Source organism: Curtobacterium sp. PhB128, from assembly GCF_004340725.1.
Classification (GTDB): Bacteria; Actinomycetota; Actinomycetes; order Actinomycetales; family Microbacteriaceae; genus Curtobacterium.
In genome coordinates, this window is sequence record NZ_SLUR01000009.1 from 1 (window position 1) to 20,278 (window position 20,278).

The 20,278-nt window shown below is 71.2% G+C and carries 23 protein-coding genes; 12 read left to right on the plus strand and 11 right to left on the minus strand.

Features of this window, described 5'->3' with window-relative positions; all coding sequences use genetic code 11:
* Positions 1-171 precede the first annotated feature (171 nt).
* Complete coding sequence (locus tag EDF23_RS14865) at positions 172-1,170, minus strand: LacI family DNA-binding transcriptional regulator (protein WP_243648941.1); 999 nt, start codon at positions 1,168-1,170, stop codon at positions 172-174.
* Positions 1,171-1,333: 163 nt separating this feature from the next.
* Here EDF23_RS14865 and EDF23_RS14870 point away from each other — a divergent pair, with 163 nt between their 5' ends.
* Genes EDF23_RS14870 through EDF23_RS14895 form a run of 6 tightly spaced genes read left to right on the plus strand, consistent with a single transcriptional unit; the run spans position 1,334 to position 6,950 of the window.
* Positions 1,334-2,347: a nucleoside hydrolase gene (locus EDF23_RS14870; RefSeq protein WP_131922087.1), complete on the plus strand. Its 1,014-nt coding sequence runs from the start codon at positions 1,334-1,336 to the stop codon at positions 2,345-2,347.
* Positions 2,348-2,352: 5 nt separating this feature from the next.
* A complete protein-coding gene (locus EDF23_RS14875) occupies positions 2,353-3,783 on the plus strand; it encodes an MFS transporter (protein WP_123294886.1) in 1,431 nt (476 codons plus the stop codon).
* Complete coding sequence (locus EDF23_RS14880) at positions 3,780-4,640, plus strand: ribokinase (protein WP_131922088.1); 861 nt, start codon at positions 3,780-3,782, stop codon at positions 4,638-4,640. The genes EDF23_RS14875 and EDF23_RS14880 overlap by 4 nt, the downstream gene beginning before the upstream one ends.
* A gap of 30 nt (positions 4,641-4,670) precedes the next feature.
* Positions 4,671-5,615: a Ppx/GppA phosphatase family protein gene (locus EDF23_RS14885; protein ID WP_131922089.1), complete on the plus strand. Its 945-nt coding sequence runs from the start codon at positions 4,671-4,673 to the stop codon at positions 5,613-5,615.
* Positions 5,616-5,634: 19 nt separating this feature from the next.
* On the plus strand, positions 5,635-6,342 hold the full coding sequence (locus tag EDF23_RS14890) for a DUF998 domain-containing protein (protein ID WP_131922090.1): 708 nt from the start codon (positions 5,635-5,637) through the stop codon (positions 6,340-6,342).
* Positions 6,339-6,950, plus strand: a complete 612-nt coding sequence (locus tag EDF23_RS14895; RefSeq protein WP_131922091.1) for a helix-turn-helix domain-containing protein — start codon at positions 6,339-6,341, stop codon at positions 6,948-6,950. Before EDF23_RS14890 ends, EDF23_RS14895 begins: the two co-directional genes overlap by 4 nt.
* On the opposite strand, the gene EDF23_RS14900 is transcribed toward EDF23_RS14895, so the two are convergent.
* The 4 genes from EDF23_RS14900 to EDF23_RS14915 form a co-directional block, all read right to left on the minus strand.
* Positions 6,947-7,558, minus strand: coding sequence for an antibiotic biosynthesis monooxygenase (locus EDF23_RS14900; RefSeq protein ID WP_131922092.1), 612 nt, complete (start codon positions 7,556-7,558; stop codon positions 6,947-6,949). The two genes, EDF23_RS14895 and EDF23_RS14900, sit on opposite strands and share 4 nt — an antisense overlap.
* A gap of 239 nt (positions 7,559-7,797) precedes the next feature.
* Positions 7,798-8,001, minus strand: coding sequence for a hypothetical protein (locus EDF23_RS14905; RefSeq protein ID WP_131922093.1), 204 nt, complete (start codon positions 7,999-8,001; stop codon positions 7,798-7,800).
* A 236-nt stretch (positions 8,002-8,237) separates the two neighbouring features.
* Positions 8,238-8,618, minus strand: a complete 381-nt coding sequence (locus EDF23_RS14910; RefSeq protein ID WP_123937326.1) for a hypothetical protein — start codon at positions 8,616-8,618, stop codon at positions 8,238-8,240.
* A 70-nt stretch (positions 8,619-8,688) separates the two neighbouring features.
* The gene (locus tag EDF23_RS14915) at positions 8,689-9,708 is read right to left on the minus strand and encodes a Ku protein (protein ID WP_131922094.1); all 1,020 of its coding nucleotides are present in this window, start codon (positions 9,706-9,708) and stop codon (positions 8,689-8,691) included.
* A 106-nt stretch (positions 9,709-9,814) separates the two neighbouring features.
* On the opposite strand from EDF23_RS14915, the gene EDF23_RS14920 reads away from it, so the two are divergent.
* From EDF23_RS14920 to EDF23_RS14940, 6 genes are all read left to right on the plus strand, one after another.
* A complete protein-coding gene (locus EDF23_RS14920) occupies positions 9,815-10,705 on the plus strand; it encodes an SDR family oxidoreductase (RefSeq protein ID WP_131922095.1) in 891 nt (296 codons plus the stop codon).
* On the plus strand, positions 10,702-13,218 hold the full coding sequence (locus EDF23_RS14925) for an ATP-dependent DNA ligase (protein ID WP_131922096.1): 2,517 nt from the start codon (positions 10,702-10,704) through the stop codon (positions 13,216-13,218). Before EDF23_RS14920 ends, EDF23_RS14925 begins: the two co-directional genes overlap by 4 nt.
* A gap of 178 nt (positions 13,219-13,396) precedes the next feature.
* Positions 13,397-13,552, plus strand: coding sequence for a hypothetical protein (locus tag EDF23_RS19290; RefSeq protein ID WP_159570798.1), 156 nt, complete (start codon positions 13,397-13,399; stop codon positions 13,550-13,552).
* Positions 13,553-13,705: 153 nt separating this feature from the next.
* Positions 13,706-14,320: an RNA polymerase sigma factor gene (locus EDF23_RS14930; RefSeq protein ID WP_235035797.1), complete on the plus strand. Its 615-nt coding sequence runs from the start codon at positions 13,706-13,708 to the stop codon at positions 14,318-14,320.
* A complete protein-coding gene (locus EDF23_RS14935) occupies positions 14,317-14,886 on the plus strand; it encodes a hypothetical protein (protein ID WP_131922097.1) in 570 nt (189 codons plus the stop codon). The genes EDF23_RS14930 and EDF23_RS14935 overlap by 4 nt, the downstream gene beginning before the upstream one ends.
* Positions 14,883-15,212, plus strand: a complete 330-nt coding sequence (locus EDF23_RS14940) for a hypothetical protein (protein ID WP_131922098.1) — start codon at positions 14,883-14,885, stop codon at positions 15,210-15,212. Before EDF23_RS14935 ends, EDF23_RS14940 begins: the two co-directional genes overlap by 4 nt.
* A 3-nt stretch (positions 15,213-15,215) precedes the next feature.
* Here the strand turns inward: EDF23_RS14940 and EDF23_RS19295 are convergent, their stop codons facing one another.
* The 6 genes from EDF23_RS19295 to EDF23_RS14965 all read right to left on the minus strand — a co-directional run bounded on the left by EDF23_RS19295 (position 15,216) and on the right by EDF23_RS14965 (position 20,216).
* Complete coding sequence (locus EDF23_RS19295) at positions 15,216-15,392, minus strand: hypothetical protein (protein ID WP_165901141.1); 177 nt, start codon at positions 15,390-15,392, stop codon at positions 15,216-15,218.
* 11 nt (positions 15,393-15,403) lie between these two features.
* On the minus strand, positions 15,404-16,396 hold the full coding sequence (locus EDF23_RS14945) for a TIM barrel protein (RefSeq protein ID WP_131922099.1): 993 nt from the start codon (positions 16,394-16,396) through the stop codon (positions 15,404-15,406).
* Between the two features lie 159 nt (positions 16,397-16,555).
* A complete protein-coding gene (locus EDF23_RS14950; protein ID WP_131922100.1) occupies positions 16,556-17,239 on the minus strand; it encodes a fumarylacetoacetate hydrolase family protein in 684 nt (227 codons plus the stop codon).
* Between the two features lie 33 nt (positions 17,240-17,272).
* The gene (locus EDF23_RS14955) at positions 17,273-17,488 is read right to left on the minus strand and encodes a hypothetical protein (RefSeq protein ID WP_123294902.1); all 216 of its coding nucleotides are present in this window, start codon (positions 17,486-17,488) and stop codon (positions 17,273-17,275) included.
* Complete coding sequence (locus EDF23_RS14960; RefSeq protein WP_131922101.1) at positions 17,469-17,726, minus strand: hypothetical protein; 258 nt, start codon at positions 17,724-17,726, stop codon at positions 17,469-17,471. Before EDF23_RS14960 ends, EDF23_RS14955 begins: the two co-directional genes overlap by 20 nt.
* 93 nt (positions 17,727-17,819) lie before the next feature.
* Positions 17,820-20,216, minus strand: a complete 2,397-nt coding sequence (locus EDF23_RS14965) for a phosphoketolase family protein (RefSeq protein ID WP_131922102.1) — start codon at positions 20,214-20,216, stop codon at positions 17,820-17,822.
* Positions 20,217-20,278 lie beyond the last annotated feature (62 nt).

Here is a 20,278-nt window from a genome sequence, read left to right on the forward strand (position 1 = left end):
GCAGCCCAGAACCGTCGCTTGTCCTCACGCGTGTGCCAACGACCCACACCAACACCTCACCACTCAAGGTGTTGCAACCACCCCTTGAACCCAAGGCGGCACACTGTCGCTTTCGCGGGGGTGAGGGGGCTGCCTCAGCGAGGAGTGTCGCTTCCGCGGGCAGGAGCGGCGCTACGCGCCGGTGCTCGCGCGGCGGACCAGGCGCGTGGGGAGCGCTGCCGGCTCGGCCGCGGTGCCGTCGAGCGTCGCGAGCAGCCGTTCCGCGGCCGCGCGCCCGAGGTCGGCACCGGGCAGGGCGACGCTCGTCAGGGCGGGGGCCGTGACCGACGACGACGGCAGGTCGTCGAAGCCGGCGACCGCGAGCTCCTCGGGAACCGCGATGCCCAGTGACCCGGCGACGCGCAGGACGCCGTAGGCCAGGGTGTCCGCCGCGGCGACGACCGCGGTGACGTCGTCGTCCTGCCAGGCCTCGATGACGTGCTCGGTGGCCGAGGCAGCGGCGTCCACGGTGAGGTCGGCGCGGGCGGTGACCTCGGACACGGTGATGCCGGCGGCGGCGCACTCCTGCTCGAGGAGGTCGCGTCGGACCCCGAACGTCGTCGCACGCGAGGTCCCGTCGAGGTACCCGACGCGGCGGTGCCCCTGTTCGTGCAGGTGCGCGACGAGGTCGTGGACGCCGGGGGAGAGGTCGTAGTTGACGGCCTCGGCACCACCGGGGGCGTCGAGGAGCACCACGGGCACGCTCGCCGACATCGACTCGCCCGCGGCCGGGGCGTCGACGAGGATGCCCGCCGGACGGAGCCGTTCGAAGCGGCGGACGTCGGCTGCCAGGGGCTGCGCGCCGCGCTCGGTGACCGACAGCACGAGCTGGAACCGGTCGCCGATGGTGTCGCGCACGCCGCGGATGACCTCGGCGAAGAAGGGGTTCGACAGGTCAGGGGCGATGAGGACGACCAGGTCGCCGCTGCCGCGCGCCAGGGAGCTCGCGGCGTGGTCGACGACGTAGCCGAGCTCGTCGACGGCGTCGCGCACCCGCGTGGCGATGGGGACGGAGACCCGGCCGCGGTCCTTGCCGTTGACGACCAGGGAGACCGTGGCGATGCTCGTGCCGGCGCGCTCGGCCACCATGGCAGCGGTCACACGGCGGCCCGGGGCGACGGATGAAGGCACGGGTCGATGCTACCGAGGACGCCTCGACGACTTGACGTCAAACGCTTGACGTGTTTCGATGTCAAACGCTTGACGCGCTGCGCGACGACGATCTGTCGGACCGCGGATCCCCACCGCGTCGAGCACAGACCCCTCGATTCCCCGAAGAAGTGGAGCGCCCAGCGTGCCCAGTGCGACCCAGCCCGCGAAGATCATCCTCGACTGCGACCCCGGCCACGACGACGCCGTCGCCATCCTGCTGGCCCACGGCAACCCGGACATCGAGCTCCTGGCCGTCACCACCGTCGTCGGCAACCAGACGCTGCCGAAGGTCACCCGCAACGCCCTCGCCGTCGCGCGCATCGCCGGCATCACCGGGGTGCCGTTCGCCGCGGGTGCCGACCGCCCGCTCCTGCGCCAGATCGAGGTCGCGCCGGACATCCACGGCGAGAGCGGCCTCGACGGGCCGATGCTGCCCGAGCCCTCGTTCGAGCTCGACCAGCGGCACGCCGTCGACCTGATCATCGAGACGGTCATGGCGCACGAGCCCGGCACCGTCACGCTGGTACCGACCGGCGGCCTGACGAACATCGCCCTCGCGGCCCGCAAGGAACCCCGCATCGTCGAGCGCGTCAAGCAGGTCGTGCTCATGGGCGGCGGCGTGCACGTCGGCAACTGGAGCCCCGTCGCCGAGTTCAACATCGTCATCGACCCCGAGGCCGCGTCGATCGTCTTCGACGCCGGCTGGGACGTCGTCATGGTCGGACTCGACCTGACGCACCAGGCTCTCGCCACCCCCGAGGTCGCCGCACGCATCGCCGCCGTCGGCACCGCCCCCGCCGCGTTCGTCGGCGAGCTGCTCGACTTCTTCGGCCAGACCTACAAGGACGCGCAGGGCTTCGACTCCCCGCCGGTGCACGACCCCTGCGCCGTCGCCTACGTCATCGACCCGACCATCGTCCGCGCCGTGAAGGTCCCGATCCACATCGAGACCCAGGGCACCCTGACGCTGGGCATGACCGTCGCCGACTTCCGTGCGCCCGCGCCGGAGGACTGCCGGACGAGCGCGGCCATGGAGCTCGACCACGAACGGTTCTGGGACCTGGTCGTCGACGCCCTCGAGCGCATCGGCGAGACCCCTGACACCGGCTGGACCCCGTGCGCCGCCACGACCACCACCACGACCTCGGAGATCTGAGCACCATGACCACCACATCGACGAAGAAGTCGATCGGCGCCCTCACCGCGGCGCTCCTCGCAGCGTGCATCGCGTTCCAGCTCAACGCGAGCATGCTCAGCCCCGCGCTGGTCACGATGGCGCGCGAGCTCAAGACCGACGACGCCACGATCGGGCTCTCGCAGACCCTGTACTTCACGCTCGCGGCACTGTTCTCGCTGTTCCTGCCGCGCCTGTCCGACATCGTCGGGCGCAAGCGCGTCCTGATCGGCATGCTCGCCGTGATGCTCGTCGGCAGCATCGTGGCCGCACTCGCCGTGAACGTGCCGATGCTGTTCGCCGGCCGGATCATCCAGGGTGTCACCGGTCCGGTCGTCCCGATCTGCCTGCTCGTCCTGCGCAACGAGATCGCCGACCCGAAGCGCTACGGCGCCGCGCTCGGTCTGCTCACCGCCGTGAACGGCGGCATCGCCGGCGTGGACGCCCTGGCCGGTGGCTGGATCGCCACGAACTTCGGGTTCCGCGGGATCTTCTGGGTCATCGCCGTCGTCACCGTCATCGCGCTGGCGCTCGTCGCCGTGTGGGGTGTGGAGTCGAAGCCGTCCGCCGGCACCCGGATGGACTGGATCGGTGTCGTCCCCCTGGTGGTGAGCGTCGGCGCACTGCTCACCGCGTTCAACGAGGCCGGCAAGCTCGGCGCCGCCAACCCGGCACTGGTGATCGGCGGCGTCGTCGTCGCGCTCGCCGCCTTCGCGGTGTTCTGGGCGGTCGAGTCACGCGTGAAGGAGCCGCTCGTCGAGACCCGGTTCCTCAAGCGCCGTGCCACGTGGGCGCTCCTCGCGACGACGTTCCTGACCATGACGGGCGTCTTCGCGGTCGTCAACGGTCTCGTCACGTCGCTCGCGCAGAACGGCGACGCCGGCTTCGGCATGGAGCCCGACCTCGCCTCGCTGGTGTTCCTCACCCCGTACGCGCTGGTCGGCTGGATCGTCGGTCCGTTCGCCGGACGCCTCGCGCCGACCATCGGCTACCGCGCCGTGCTCCGCTTCGGCCTGATCGGCAGCATCGTCTCGACGGTCCTGATGGCACTGGTGGGCGTGCACTCGCTGCCGGTCCTGGTCACCGCGACCGTCCTGATCGGCATCACGTACGCCGGCATCGCGAACATCATCCTGAACGGCCTGGGCATCGTGCTCTCGCCGGAGTCGAACCCCGGCTTCCTGCCCGGTCTGAACGCCGGTGCGTTCAACCTCGGTGCCGGGGTCAGCTTCGCCGTCCTGCCGGCGCTGCAGATCGCGCTCGGGGTCGGCGGGTCCGCGGGCACCGCCGGGTACTCGGGTGGCATGCTGCTCGGTGCCGTGATCACGACCGCCGCGCTCGCGATCTCGTTCCTCATCCCCCGCCCGGAGAGCGCCGAGACCACGTCCGTCGCGCCGCAGAAGGAGACCGTCCGTTGACCCAGACCATCGTGATCGTCGGATCGCTCAACGCGGACCTGGTGGTCCGGACCGAGCGGTTCCCGAAGCCCGGTGAGACCCTGCACGGGTCCGACCTGGCGATCCTGCCGGGTGGCAAGTCCGCCAACCAGGCGGTGGCTGCCGGGAGGCTCGGGGGCACGGTCCGCATGATCGGTGCGGTCGGCGACGACGGGAACGGTGCGCTGCTCCGCGACTCCGTCGCGGCTGCGGGTGCGGACACGACGCACGTCGCCGTCCGGGAGGGCGTGGCCACCGGCACCGCCGTCATCACGGTCGACGCCGCGGGGGAGAACACCATCGTGATCTCCGCCGGCGCCAACGGCACGCTGACGCCGGACGACGTGCCCGCCGACGCCTTCGACGACGCCGGCGTGCTCGGCCTCTGCCTCGAGGTCTCGATCGACGTCGTCCTCGCCGCAGCCCGGGCAGCGCACGCCGCCGGGGTCACGGTGCTGACGAACCTGTCGCCCTTCGGCGACGTCCCTGCCGAGCTGCTCGAGCTGACCGACGTCCTGCTCGTCAACGAGCACGAGGCCGAGTCGCTCGGCGAGCACGGTGTCGCGCGCTCGATCGTCACCCGCGGCGGCTCGGGCTGCCTCGTGCACGACGGTGAGGCGGACCCGGTGTCGATCGACGCCGTCCGGGTCGAGCCGGTGGACACGACGGGCTGCGGCGACGCCTTCATGGGTTCGGTGGCCCTGCGGCTGGCGGCGGGGGACTCCCTCGTCGACGCCGCACGGTTCGCGGTGGGGGTCGGGGCGTACGCCGCGACGAAGGCGGGCGCGCAGGCCTCGTACCCGACCACGGCGGAACTCGAGGCGTTCCTGCGGGCGTAGGGCGGGCCTCCAGGCAGCTAGCGTTGTGGCATGCGCGTGGGAGTCCTCGACATCGGGTCCAACACCGGCCACCTGCTCGTGGTGGACGCCCACGGCGGCGCCGCGCCGCTGCCGGCGTCCTCGTTCAAGCAGCCACTGCGGTTGGCCGAGCACCTCGACGACGCCGGGGCGGTGACGCCCGAGGGCGTCGACGCGCTGACGCGGTTCGTCGCGGACGCCGTCCGCGTCGCCGAGGAACGTGGCTGCGAGGACATGCTCGCGTTCGCGACCTCGGCCGTGCGCGACGCGGTGAACTCCGACGAGGTGCTCGCCCACGTCGAGGCCTCGACCGGGGTCGAACTGGCCGTCCTGTCCGGCGGCGACGAGGCACGACTGACGTTCCTGGCGGTCCGGCGGTGGTTCGGGTGGTCGGCCGGACGGCTCGCGGTGTTCGACATCGGCGGTGGGTCACTCGAGATCGCCGGGGGCGCCGACGAGGCGCCGGACGTCGCGTGGTCGATGCCGATCGGCGCCGCCCGCCTGGCCCGGTCCTACTTCGCCGCGGGGACCCCCACCGAGGAGGACGTCCGCCGCATCCGGCACGAGATCCGGGTGGAGATCGCCCGCGATGCCGGCAAGTTGCTCCGCGCCGGTCGGCCGGACCGTGCCGTGGCGACCTCGAAGACCTTCCGGTCGATCGCGCGGATCTGCGGGGCGGCGCCCTCGGGTGCCGGTCCGCTCGTGCCGCGGGCGCTCGACGGTGACGTGCTCCGGTCGAAGCTGCCCGCGCTGCTGACGATGTCGGTCGACGAACTCGCGACGCTGCCCGGGGTGTCGGCGAGCCGGGCGCACCAGGTGGTGCCGGGTGCGCTCGTGGCCGAGGCCTGCCTCGACATCTTCGACCTGCCGGCGCTGGAGATCTGCCCGTGGGCGCTCCGCGAGGGCGTGATCCTCGAGCGGCTCGACCAGCTGTCGGTGCTGGGCAACTCCCAGTAGTGACCGTTATGGTCAGTACATGACCAAAACGGACACACCCCGTGCGCTCGTCCCCGGTGCACTCTGGACGGTCGCGGGAGTCGGATGGCTCGTCGGCGAAGCCGTCTCGGCGTCGGCGTTCCCCGGCTACAGCTACGCGACGAACTACATCTCCGACCTCGGGGTCCCCGACGTTGGCGCGTTCCAGGGGCGGGGGATCGACTCACCGCTGCACGCGCTCATGAACACGACGTTCATCGGGCAAGGCGTCCTGTTCGGGATCGCAGCGGTGCTCGCCGTCGTGGTGTTCCGTGCCGCGTCCCGCCGTGCGCGGGTGGCGACCGCGGTCCTCGCCGTGGTCCACCTGGTCGGGATGGTCCTGGTCGGCTCGTTCCACGGCAGCCAGACGAGCACCGACGGCGGCACCATCGTGTTCCACGTGCTCGGCGCCGCGGCAGCGATCACGACCGGCAACCTCGTGGCGATCACCGTCGGCATCGGGTCCCGGGCGCTGCGGGCACCGGCGGCCTACCGGATCGCGAGCGTCGTGCTCGGGATCGTCGGCCTCGTCTCCCTCGTGATGCTCGTCGTGGACTCGTCGTCGACGGTGATCGACGTGCTCCCCGACGGCGTGTGGGAGCGTGCGTCCGTGTACACGATCGTCGCGTGGGAGCTCATGACCGGGATCACCCTGCTGGTCGCGGGGACCCGGCGGCGGGCGGCACGAGCCGCGGCGGTCCGCGCATGACCCGCTCCGCGCGCCGTGCTCGGCCCTCTGCCGAGGAGATCAACGGGGACGTCCTGGACATCACCGCCGGACTCATCGCCCGCCGCGGCATCAAGGACACCGCCGTGCAGGCCGTCGCCGACCAGGCCGGCTACTCGAAGGCGGGCATCCTCGCCCGGTTCACGAGCAAGGAGCTGCTCGTCGAGGCCGCGCTCGCGCAGTGCGCCGTGCAGACCGAGGCGATCCGGGCAGCTGCCTCCGACGCCCCCGCGGGGGAGTCCCGCGACGCCGCAGCGCTCGCGGGGATCGCCGACCTCGCACTCGCCCGGCCGGGGTGGGCGGAACTCGCCCTCGCGGCGTTCACCCTGCGGCGCGGGGACGACGTCGGCGTCCGGCTCGAACCGGTCGCCGCGACGCTCCTCGACGTGTTCGGCATCGACATGGCCGACGCCACGGCCACCCCGCTGGACCGGCGGGCGCGGGTCTCCGGGGCGTTCGGTGCGATCGTGATGCTCGCGCTGACGTACGAGACCGAGGCCTCCGCCGCCGAGGCCCGGCCGCACATGCTGCAGATCGGATGGGACGCCCTCGGCCACGGTGGGTCCGTGCCGCTCGGGGTCGTCGGTTAAGCCCGCTCGGACCTCGGCGGAGCGAGCAGCCACGGACGGATCAGCTTCGTCACGAAGGGCAGCACCCAGAACGTCATGATCGGTGTGAGCACGAGCGTCGTGATGAGCACCCGCGGCAGCGCTGCGAGTCCCGCGAACGACGGCACGAGCAGCCCGACGACGATCGTGAACGCCAGGTTCACCGGGAAGAAGCCGAGCAAGATGCTCACCGCCTGCTTCCACCGCGGGGGAGCGCTCGATGCAGGGGCGTCCTGCGGGACGTCGAACCAGCCCTCGATACCGGTGCGCTTCTCGACGCGGGACTCCACGACCAGGTCGCGACCGAGGTCGAGCCAGCGGAGCCGGTCGTCGGAGTTCTCCCACGTGGCCAGCGAGTCGTGATCGGCGAAGCGGTAGAGCATGTGCCACTCGCGGGACTGCGCCCTCGACCGCACCCACCCGGAGCCGAGGAACCCCGGGTAGCGGTTGGCGAGGTTCACGCCGGACTGCACCCAGTGGGTGACCTCGGGGATGCGATCGGGTTCGACCAGGCGGGTGATGGACACGGTGACGGGCGGGCCGGCGGTCTCGGGTGACGACTGCAGGCTCCCTGGCTCTTGTGGAGTCATGGGTCCAGTGTCGCGGACGCGTGTTACCGGCTCGTGTCGTCGAGGAGGTCAGTCCTCTGCTGACAGGCCGTGGAGCTGCATCGCCGCAATCACTGCAGGATCGTGCGTTCGGAGCGGTTCCGCTGTGACGTCGTGGAGCAACCGGCTCCGGTCCCCGTCGTCCGATCGCTCGAACACCGTCCAGAGCTCGAGGTCGGACCCGTGCCGGGAAAGGAACCGCACTCCGTCGAACACTGGTTTCACTCCGCGAGCCCCAGCCGCTGCGCGGACTCGAGGAACTCCGGACGGAGCTGTGCCACGGTCGCAGCTGCGCCGACGTCGCAGAACACTCCGGAAAGCGCCGCGCGGGCGAGGAGCCGCTCTCGGAACCACGTCGACGGTACGACACCGGCTTCGCCCGTCGGGTAGAGCGCATCGACTTCGTCTTCGATGATCTCCGCCATTGCGTCGATGACCTGAGGGTCCGGGCGGAACTGTGCGAGTACCTCGACGAGGGACGCGAACGGCGAGGAACCCGCGTAACTCGTCCGGTAGGTTCCGTTCGGCGAATCCCATCGGCCAGGGAACACTCCCCCGTCTGCCCACTTCCAATCGGACCAACCCCACGGCGTCGGCTTCCGACCGACGCGCCACACCGGTCCGTCGGGGCGGCAGGCGACGAGGTCGCCCTCGAGCTTCATCAGCCGTTCGCCACGAACGCTCGGGCCGCGTCCAAGACCCTCGGGCCGACTTCGTCCAGGTCGCCCTCGCGCAGGGTCCGCGCCGGGGAAGCGTCGTCGAGTCGCGGATTGAGTCCCTGGAACCAGGCTTGGGCAACGCGTTCTCCGTCGACCCCGGCGATGAACTCGGCCACGCGGAACGTGAGCTTCAGCCGCTGCTCGACGACGCTTGATGGCCGTCGGCCCCCGGCTTCGGACCATTGCTGCACCGCTCGGGTCTCGTTCACCCCCGCGATGTACGCGACCAGCTTGGAGCCGAGAACCGAGCGGAGGTCACCCACGATCTCCGGGAGGTCAGCGCGGATCGAGCGTTCGAATGCCTGGAGCTCTGTGGTGCGCATGCTTGCAACTTACCACTCACATCCCGGATCACACCCCGGATCACACCAAACTGCGCCGCAGTGAAGAGGCCTAGCTCGCCTGCTTCTTCTCGGCGGGGGCCTTCTTGGCCACGGGTTTCTTCGCGGGTGCCTTCTTTGCGGGGGTCTTCTTCGCGGGGGCCTTCTCGGTGGCCTTGGCGGGCGCAGTCTTCTTTGCAGGCGCCTTCGCGGCCGGCGCCTTCTTCGTCGAGCCGGACGCGCTCGAGTCGGAACCCGACGACGAACGCGAGCTGGACGCCGAACGCGACCCCGAGCCTCCTGTCCGCTTCTTGTCCACGGACGCACGCAGGGCGGCCATCAGGTCGAGGACGTCACCGCCCTCGCCCTCGTCGTCCTCGTCCTCCTTCGCGCCGAACGTCTTCTCGGTGTCGATGTCGTCACCGGCGTCGAGCTTGGCGTCGATGAGCTGCTGCAGTTCCTCTTGGTAGGAGTCGGTGTAGCGGTCGGGATCGAAGTCCGTCGACATGCTCTCGACGAGCGACGAGGACATCTTCAGCTCGTTCGCGCTGACCTTCACCGACGAGTCCAGCGCCGTGAAGTCGGCGGCTCGGACCTCGTCGCCCCACAGCAGCCCCTGCAGCAGGATGACGTCGTCGTGGACGCGCAGCACGCCGAGCCGGGTCTTCTGGCGCAGCGTGAACTGCACGATCGCGAGCCGGTCGGTCTTCGCCAGGGTCTCGCGCAGCAGCACGTAGGCCTTCGGCGAGCGCGAGTCCGGCTCGAGGTAGTACGTCTTCTCGAACATCATCGGGTCGACCTGATCGACGGGCACGAACTCGAGCACCTCGACCTCGTGCGACTGCTCCTCGGGGAGCTGCTTGAAGTCGTCCGCGGTCAGCACCACGGTCTTGTCGCCGTCGTCGTAGGCACGCTGGATGTCGGCGTACTCGACCTCGTGGCCGAACTCGCAGACGCGCTTGTAGCGGATGCGGCCCTTGTCCTCGTCGTGGACCTGGTGCAGGGACACGTCGTGGGTCTCGGTGGCCGCGTACACCTTGATGGGCACGTTGACGAGCCCGAACGCGATGGAACCCTTCCAGATCGACCTCATGCGCACATGATGCCCGTGTCCGCACGGGAGTGCCCGCAGCCGACGGGTTCTCCACAGATCCGGGTTCGCTGGACCGTCGACCGGTCGACGCGAGCACGATGGGCGCATGAGCCAGCTCGACAAGCAGGACCCGCGCTCGCAGTTCGCCAGGCCGCCGTTCCCCGCGCAGACGCAGCAGGGGTCCGGGCTGGCCAGTGCGATGGACCCGCCGCCCGACCACGGCGAGGTCTCCTACCTCGGCACGGGGCGCATGCGGGGGTACCGCGTGCTCGTCACGGGTGCCGACTCCGGCATCGGCCGAGCCGCGGCGATCGCGATGGCGAAGGAAGGGGCAGACGTCGCACTGAACTCCCTGCCCGAGGAGATCGACGACCTGACCGAGGTCCGTGACGTCATCGCCGACCTCGGTCGCAACGCCGTGATGCTGCCCGGTGACCTGACGGACGAGGGCTTCTGCGACGAACTCGTCCGGACGGCGGTGCGCGACCTCGGCGGGCTGGACGCCCTCGTCCTGGTCGCCGGACACCAGCTGGTGCACGAGGACGTCACCGAGCAGTCGACCGAGGACTTCGACCGCACGATGAAGGTCAACCTCTACTCGCTGTTCTGGCTGGTCCGGGCAGCCGTGCCGCACATGGCGCCGGGCAGCGCGATCGTGACGACGAGTTCGGTGTCCGCGTACCAACCGCAGGACCGCATGATCGACTACGCGGCGACGAAGGCCGCGATCATCACGTACACCAACGGCCTCGCGCGGCAGCTCGCGGCGAAGGGCATCAGAGCGAACACCGTGGTGCCCGGGCCCGTGTGGACGCCACTGCAGCCGATCAGCTACCCGGGCGACGAGATCGCACGGTACGGCCAGGACACCCCCTTCGGCCGGCCGGCGCAGCCCGTCGAGCTCGGCAGCGCCTACGTGTACCTGGCGGGGCCGGAGTCGTCGTACACCTCGGGCACGACCCTGACGGTGGCGGGAGCGACCGGGGTGGCGCTGTGAGTCCGGCGGCCCGCAAGACCGTCGTCCTGGTCGGCGATCGGCGACTGGCGCTGACGAACACGGACAAGGTGCTCTACCCCGAGACCGGCACGACCAAGGGGCGGGTGATCGAGTACTACGAGCGTGTGGCGCCGTGGATGATCCCGCACGTCAAGGACCGCCCGGTGACCCGGAAGCGGTGGGCGAACGGCGTCGACGGCAAGGTCTTCTTCGAGAAGAACCTGCCGGACTCCGCGCCCGACTGGGTCCGCCACCACACCATCCACCACTCCGAGCACGACAACGAGTACCCGATCGTCGACGACCTGCCGACCCTCGTGTGGATGGCGCAGCAGGCCGCGCTGGAGCTGCACGTGCCGCAGTGGCGGTTCGGCCCGCGCGGTGGGCAGCAGAACCCGGACCGGCTCGTGCTCGACCTGGACCCCGGCGAGGGCGTCGGCCTGCCCGAGTGCGTCGAGGTGGCGGTCGCGGCACGCGAGATCCTGCACGGCATGGGGCTCGACCCGTACCCGGTGACCTCCGGTTCGAAGGGGATCCACCTCTACGCCGCCCTCGACGGCCGGTCGACCACGGCGAACGTCTCCGACGTCGCGCACGAACTCGCGAAGGCGCTCGAGCACGACCTGCCCGACCTGGTGCTGTCGTCGATGAGCCGGGCCGAGCGGACGGGCAAGGTGTTCGTCGACTGGTCGCAGAACAACGGCAACAAGACGACGATCGCGCCGTACTCGCTGCGCGGCCGCGAGCGGCCGACGGTCGCAGCACCCCGCACCTGGAAGGAACTCGAGGAACGCGGGCTCGCGCAGCTCACGTTGGACGAGGTCCTCGAACGCCTGCAGGCGCACGGGGACCACCTGCACCCGGTCGCCTCCGCCTCGCTTGCCGTCGGGCGCGACGACCACGGTCACTGGGACAGCGACCGGACCGAGCGTGCGAACGAGGCCGAGCAGCCGGCTCGCGACCGGCTCACCGCCTACCGCGCGAAGCGCGACGCCTCGAAGACGCCGGAGCCGGTGCCCGAAGGAGCCCCCACGGTCCGGAAGGACGGCACCCCGACGTTCGTGATCCAGGAGCACCACGCCACCCGCGACCACTACGACTTCCGGCTGGAGCACGACGGTGTGCTGGTGAGCTGGGCATTGCCCAAGGGCGAACCGACCGACCCGGGCAAGAACCACCTGGCCGTGCAGACCGAGGATCACCCGCTCGAGTACGGCGCGTTCGAGGGCACGATCCCGAAGGACGAGTACGGCGGCGGCACGGTCACGCTCTGGGACGACGGCACCTACGAGCTCGAGAAGTGGCGCGAGGGCGAAGAGGTCATCGTCACCCTGCACGGTCGGACCGGCGGCGCTCGCCGACTGGCGCTCCTGCACACCCGCGGCCGGGGCGGGGCGGGCGACGAGAAGAACTGGCTCATCCACCGCACGAAGGAGCAACCCGACCGGCTGGCGGACGCCGGCGGCGCGACGGACGCGGGGCGGGCCTCCCGTCCCTCTGCCGCGCACCGAGACGGACAGCGGCGCATCAGCGGAGCCAGCCCCGCGGACACCGCTCCAGGGGACCGACGGACCATGCAGGCCACCCTGGCGAAGGACGCACCCCGGCTGGACCCGGCCGACTGGGCGTTCGAGATGAAGTGGGACGGCGTCCGTGCGCTCGCCACCGTCCGGGACGGCTCGGTCACGCTGCGGAGCCGGAACGACAACGACCTGACGGAGCAGTACCCGGAACTCCAGGAACTCGGCGACCGTGCCGGGGTCGACGGCGTCTTCGACGGCGAGATCGTCGCGTTCGACGACCGGGGGCGCCCGAGCTTCCAGCTCCTGCAGAACCGGATGGGCCTGACGAAGGCGCGCGAGGTGCGGGCGGCGCAGCAGACGACTCCCGTGCGGTTCTTGCTCTTCGACGTGCTCGAGGCCGACGGGCACGAACTCACCCGCCTGGCGTACGACGCCCGGCGGCAAGCGCTCGAGACGGTCGTCGAGCCCGGCGGGGCGATCGACGTGCCGCCGGCCTCGCAGGGTGACCTCGACGGCGTGATGGCGTCGTCGCAGGAGCAGGGCCTCGAAGGGGTCGTCGCGAAGAAGCGCAGCTCGAAGTACGCCGAGGGCAGGCGGTCCGAGGCCTGGCTGAAGCTGAAGCACCACGCCACGCAGGAAGTCGTGGTCGGTGGGTGGAAGCCGGGCAGTGGTCGTCGAGCGGGCGGGATCGGCTCGTTGTTGCTCGGCGTGCCCGGTCCGGACGGTCTCGAGTACGTCGGCAAGGTCGGCACCGGGTTCCGTGACCGCGACCTCGACGAGATCGCCGCAGCGCTGCGACCGCTCGACCGGAAGACCTCGCCGTTCGTCGACGTGCCCCGGATCGACGCACGGGACGCGCACTGGGTGACGCCGAAGCGGGTGGGCGAGGTCGAGTTCGCCGAGTGGACCGGTGACGGACGCCTGCGGCAGCCGTCCTGGCGGGGCTGGCGGCCGGACAAGGACCCCGAGGACGTGGTGCGCGAGCACTGACCTGCTCGCCGGACCGGCCGCCCTGTGCCAGCTCGCGAACGCGCTGATGCGTGCGCATGGGGTCCGCCCGTGGCGAAATTCCGTCCCCCGTCCGGCGCCCGGGCGGGGGACGTTTCCACCCGTCCGGCCGCCGGTCCGCCGCCGACTGTTACGTTCGCCGGGACGAAAGGGCCTGGGGATGAGCTCGAGCAAGTACCTGCCGCCGTACACGGCCGAGGAACGCGTCGCGATCAACGGGGATCGTGCCGCACGGATCCCGGTCGATCCGGGGGCCGTGGTGACCGACACCGAAGCGACCTACGCGGACTTCCTCGCCGACGAGACCGACGAGTAGCCGCCGGGGCGGGGGAGAAGACGGCCCGTGCACCGGATCAGGGAGCGCACGGGCCGCCGTCGAAGCACCGTGACCGACCCTTCAGGGATGGCCGGCCACGGCGCGCTCGCACCAGGCGCGCGGAGGCGTACCTGGTAGGCACGTACTAAGGACGTGACGAACACCCGATTCGTCACACGAGAATCCGAGATCCGCGAAGAGGAGCTGCTCCTGTCCAGCGACGAAGCCCTCGCGGCGTTGTCCGACGCCTCGCTCGTCGAGCGCAGCGCCGACGGCGACACGGCCGCGTTCGGGGTGCTGATCCGTCGGTACGGACCGCACATGCGGGCCTACGCGGCTCGGATCCTCGGGTACGGCGACGGCGAGGCCGACGACGCCGTCCAGGAAGCCGCACTGCAGGCCTGGCAGCGCATCGACCGGGTCGAGGACCCGGAGCGGGTGCGCAACTGGCTCTTCCGGATCGCGGCCAACAAGGCCCTCGACCGGCTCCGCGGGCGGCACCCGCACGCCGACCTCGAAGCGATGGTCGACGCCCCGGACGAACGACCCGTCGACGAGGTGGTCGCCACCCGGATGCAGGTGCGGGAACTCGCGCGTATCGTGCAGGCACTCCCGGATGCACAGCGCGCCGTCTGGGTGATGCGCGAGGTGGGTGGGGCGCCCTACGCCGAGATCGCCGAGGCGACCGGGTTGCCCGCGCCGACCGTCCGCGGGCTGCTCGCACGTGCGCGGCGACACGTGCTCGAACAGATGGAGGGGTGGCGATGACCGACGACGTCGACGACCGTCACGGTGCCTTCACGCTGGATGAACTCTCCGACTACCTCGACGCCGACCGGACTCCTGTCCGGGCGGACATCGAGGGTGACCCCGAAGCCGTCGCCGCACTCGAGCGGCTGCAGGCCCTGCGGGTGGCATCACGGGACCTGCTCGACACCGAGGCATCGGCGGACGGCGACGAGCGCTGGATCAGCTCGGTGCTCGCGTCCATCCGGACGACCGCCCACGCCGGACGGGACATCCCGGTCCCCGACGACGATCCGGCCGCGCACCTGGTCGTGACCGAGGGGGCTCTGCGCGGACTCGTCCGCACCCTCGGTGACGACGTGCCCGGTGTCGTCGTCCGGCGGACCCGGTTCAGCGGGGACGTCGGGGTCCCCGGCGGTGCCGTGGACGTCGACGTCACCATCGTGGCCACGCTCGAGGCATCGGTGTCGGACCGTGCCGAGGCGCTCCGGGCGCACATCACGTCGGTGCTCGGCGCGCACGCACCGTTCCGGATCCGCAGTGTCGTCGTCCGCGTCGCCGACGTCGTGGTCGGGGGCGCACCGTGACCGCGGACGTCCGGGTGCTCTCCCGCGAACTCACCTCCGTCGTCCTCGCGGTGCCGGGCGTCCGGTCGGTCCTGCCGCCCGGACCCGGGCTCGCCACGCTCGTCCGCGACGTCCGCTCCGTGCTCGAGATCCCGCGGGACGGTGGGGCCGTGCTCGTGCAGGACCGCCCGGACGGGGCGCGGATCCGCGTGGTCGTCACGACCGACCGGGCCGTGCCGACGATCACGGTCGTCCGGGCCGTGCGTGACGCCGTCGTGACCGCAGCGCGCCACGCCCTCGGGGCAGCGCCCTCCGACGTCACCGTCCGCGTCGTCGAGATCGACTGAGCGTCAGGCGGCCGGTGCCGGTCCGTCCGACGGCTCGGCGTCGTCCGCGACGGGGAGGTCCTCGTCGACGAGCTCGTCCTCGCCGGGCTCGGACACCTCGGCCGCAGCGGCCTTGGCCTCGTCGATGGACTCCTGCGAGCGGCGGAGGAGGTCGTCGTCGTGTGCAGTCTGCTCGCTCATGCTCCAGGAGGCTACGCGGGCGTGCCTGTGTCGGCGTCCCGGCGTCCGGCCTGACGGTGCGATCCCCAGTGTGCCCTGCCCCGCGGATCGGTCCTCGGGTGAGGCGGTTCGAAGTCGACCGCTGAGGTCGGAGCCGGTGACGAGGGCATCGCCGGCGCGGCCGGTGCGCCGTACGCGTCCGCCGCATCGAGCACGGCGCGCGTCGCCGCAGCGGCCGTCCGCAGGGCGTCGCCGATCGGCATCGCCCGGTGGCCGGGGGTCCGGACCTCGACGCCCCACGGCTCGTCGAAGCCGAGCTCCCGGACGGTGCGCACGAGCCCCGGCAGGTCCCACGCGCCCGCTCCGGGCAGGTACCGTGCCTCGCGGGCTTCTTCGGACAGGGTCATGCCGGCCGGGGTGTGCAGGAGCCCGTCGCTCAGTTCGACCGCCGCGAGCGTCGCGGGCGCGACCGCCTGGCGGATCGACGCCAACGTGGACCCGCCCCGCAGGGTGTGCATCGCGTCGAGCAGCAGCCCGCCGTTCGGGTGACCCGCCGCCGCGACGAACCGCGAGGCCCGTTCGATCGTCGGCAGGTTCGACCACGGCTCGGGTTCGAGGACGAGCTGCGCGCCGACGGCCGCGGCCTGGTCGGCCAGCACGGTCCAGTCGTCGGCCATCGTGATCGGTGAAGCGCCGGGCAACGTCGTGTCGGCACGAGCGATCACCTGCCAGGCGCGGAGCGCCGCGGCGGCCTCGAGGACCACCCCGCGGTCGGCGGCGGCGTCGTCGGTCCGGCTCGTGCACGTCCACCAGCGGTCGAGCGGCCCCAACTGGACCCAGACGATCCCCGCACCGTCGAGCATGCGGCGGAGTTCGGCGAAGCCTGTCGTCGCACGCACCTCGTGCAGGTCGTCGAGCGACAACGAGAGCCCGGCGAACCCGGCGGCACCGACCGCGTGGACGCGTTCTCTGATGGGCTCGTCGCCCGCCCACGTCCACGACGTCGCCAGCAGATCGTGTTCCATCACGGCCGTACCTCCGTCATCCCGGAGCAGCTGCAGACGCCCGCCGCGATGGTCCTGCCCCGTGTGTGCGACGCCGCGATCCCCACCTGGCGTCGCACCAGGGATACCCGGCGTGTCTGCGAGCCCTCCCAGCGGCGCGTCACACTGCGGAAACGCCGGTCAGACGATGCAGGTGCGGACCGTGCCGATGCCGGCGATCGTGCCGACGACGAGTTGTCCGCGTTGCAGGGCCCCGACCCCCTCGGGCGTCCCCGTCATGAGCAGGTCCCCGGGGGCGAGCGTCACCGACCGCGACAGCGCCGCGATCGTCTCTGCCACCGACCAGATCTGCTCCGCCAGGTCACCGACCTGCCGTCGTTCGCCGTCGACGGCGAGCTCGATCACACCAGCCGTCGGGTCGATGCCCTGCGCCGGGACGATCGCGCCGATCGGTGCCGAGGCGTCGAACCCCTTCGCCGTGTCCCAGGGCCGACCGAGGCGCTTGGCCTCGGCCTGGAGATCGCGTCGGGTGAGGTCGATGCCCACCGCGTAGCCCCAGACGTGGCTGAGCGCGTCGTCGACGCCGATGTCCGCGCCGCCGGTGCCGATCGCGACGACCAGTTCGACCTCGTGCTCGAGCTGCGCCGTCTGCGGCGGGTACGGGGTGTCCGCGTCGTCGACGATGACGGCGTCCGCCGGCTTGGTGAAGAAGAACGGCGGCTCGCGATCTGGGTCGTGACCCATCTCGCGTGCGTGCGCCGCGTAGTTCCGACCGACGCAGAAGACGCGTCGGACGGGGAAGCGTGCGCCCGTGGTCGTGGGGACGGTCGGGAGGCTCGGGGCTGGGATGACGAGGTCGGTCACGGTCTCAGCGTGGCAGGCTCGCAGGGCGTCGGTTCAGCTCTCACCGAAGGACGCCTCGTACTTGAGCTTCCGCGCGCGGGCGCGCTCCTGCCGTTCGCGCCACTCGATCCGTGCCTGGCGGAGCTCCTCCTCGGCGCCCTTCGCCCGCATCATGGGGCCGTAGTGCGGATCGGCGAGCAGCGCTGGCGTGGTGAGCTCACGTCCGTCCAGCCAGTACTTGAAGTCCCGGTCACTGAGCTTCGAGATCATCGTTCATCCCTTCGTTCGTCGCTGTCTTCAGGTCATCGAGTGCCTGGCGGACCCAGCGGTCGTCCGAGGTCGCGCGGTCGGCGACCCACGACCAACGCTGCCACCAGAGATCCCGGTGCCCCAAGAACTCGGTATTTCGCCGCCCGGCCCGCCCGTCGACGACCGACACGACCAACGCGCCGACGGCCACGAGAGCCCCGACCACCGACACGACCGCACTCGTCAACGCGACATCCATGTGGACCACCCTGACGCCACAGGACCGGCCACGCGGCGGGCGTGACCGGTCCTGTGGACGGTGATCCGGGCCTCCCGGCCTGTGCAGGAGGGATCAGGCAGACGGGTCCTGCGGCCACCCCGAGAACTCCCACCCGTCGACGGACGGGTGGTCCTCGCCCCGTGAGTAGGCGTACTCGCGGGCCGCGTCCCGTGCGGCGGACAGCCGGTCGAGCAACTCGGCGTGTGCACCGGCGTCGACCCGTGTCAGGGCGTCGTGCGCCAGCGCGAAGCGGTCCATCTCGTTCCGCATGAGCATGTCGAACGGCGACGTCGTCGTGCCCTGCTCCAGGAAGCCATGCACGTGCAGGTCGTCGTGCCCGTTGCGACGGTAGGTCAGCTGGTGCACGAGCGACGGGTACCCGTGGAACGCGAACACCGTCGGGGTCCCGGGCAGGAAGAGCTCGTCGTACCGCTCGTCTGGGATCGGGTGCTCGTGCTTCCGGGGATCGCCGAGGGCGAGCAGGTCGACGACGTTGACGACCCGGACGCCGACCCCGGGAGCGTGCTGCCGGATGATGTCCGCGGCGGCGACCGCCTCGACCGTGGGGACGTCCCCGGCGCAGGCGAGGACGACGTCGACGCGACCGACGGACTGCTCGGTACCGGCCCAGTCCCAGACCCCGAGACCTGCGTCCGCGTGGGCGACGGCGTCCTCGAGGGACAGGAAGACGGGCTCGGGGTGCTTCCCGGCGACGATCACCTCGATGCGGTCGGTGGTCTCGAAGGCGTGTGCCGCGACGGCGAGCAGCGTGTTGGCGTCGGCGGGCAGCTTGATCCGGACCAGGTCCTGCTGCTTGGACGCGACGACGTCGAGGAACCCGGGGTCCTGGTGGGAGAACCCGTTGTGGTCCTGCCGCCAGACGTGCGACGACAGCAGGATCGACAGGTTCGACACGGGCGCACGCCATTCGATGTCGGTCGAGGACTCGAGCCACTTGGCGTACTGCCCGACCATCGAGTCGATGATGTGGGCGAACGCCTCGTAGGTGTTCAGGAGCCCGTGCCGGCCGGAGAGGACGTAACCCTCGAGCATGCCCTCCAGCAGATGCTCGGACAGCACCTCGGTCACGCGTCCACGGGCAGCGAGGTGCTCGTCGCCGACCGCCCGTTGTGCACGCCACACGCGCGAGGTGACGTCGAAGACGGCGTCGAGCTTGTTCGAGATCGTCTCGTCCGGGCCGAAGAGCCGGAACGACGACGGGTTCTTCGTGATCAGCGCTGCCAGCCACGGGCCGAGCGTGCCGGTGGCCGAGGCCGTCGAGCCGGCGGGGACCCCGTACGCGTCGAGCGCGGGCCGGTCGAGGGCCGTCCGGATGCGCCCGCCGTTGGCGTGGGGAGTGGCGCTCATCCGGTCGTCGCCGGTGGGACGGATCGTCGTCATGATCCCGACGGGGTTCCCGTTCGCGTCGAAGAGCTCCTCGGGTCGGTAGGACCGCATCCACTCCTCGAGTTGGGTGCGGTGTGCGGAGTTCTCGCGGACCTCGGACAGCGGCACCTGGTGGGCGCGGAACGTCCCCTCGATCTGCTGGCCGTCGACCTCCTTCGGCCCGGTCCACCCCTTCGGACTGCGGAGGATGATCATCGGCCAGCGCGGGCGCAGGTCGGCGGCGCCGGCGGGCTGCCCGGCAGCCGCACGTTCGGCCTGCGCCCGAGCTGCCGCCTGGATGTCGTCGATCGATGCGAGCGCTCGACGCAGAGCACCGTCGAACAGGGCGTGCACGGCGTACGGGTCGTCGTCGACCCGCTTCGAGTCCACCACGATCGGCTCGTAGCCGAGGCCACGGAAGTAGGCGGTCAGGTCCTCGCCTGGAATCCGGGCGAGGACGGTGGGGTTCGCGATCTTCCACCCGTTGAGGTTGAGGATCGGGAGCACGGCACCGTCGGACACCGGGTCGAGGAAGGTGTGTGCCTGCCACGACCCCGCGAGCGGGCCGGTCTCCGCCTCGCCGTCGCCGACGACGCACGCGACCACCAGGTCGGGGTTGTCCAGGGCCGCTCCGTACGCGTGGGCGAGGGAGTAGCCGAGTTCGCCGCCCTCGTTGATGGACCCGGGTGTCTCCGGTGCCGCGTGCGACGGGATCCCGCCGGGGAACGAGAACTGCCGGAAGAAGCGCTGCAGATCGTCGTCCGCGTACAGCTCGCCCCACGTGCCGTCGAGCCAGGCGTTCGCGTTCATCGCCGGGCCGCCGTGGCCCGGGCCGCAGACGTACAGGAACTCGCGTCCGGTCTCGGCGATCAGCGCGTTGCAGTGCGCGTACACGAGGTTGAGGGCGGGCGAGGTGCCCCAGTGTCCGAGCAGCCGGGGCTTGATGTCGTCGGGCTCGATCGGCCGCCCCAACAGCGGGTTGTCCAGCAGGTAGATCTGCCCGACCGTCAGGTAGTTGGCGGCACGCCACCAGGCGTCGACCGCCCGGAGTCGGTCGGTGGTGGAGAGCTGTGCAGGAGCCATGCCCCCACGCTACGAAATGCCGGCCCCGTGAACCTCAGGAAACCCGTTCCAAACCGATCGCG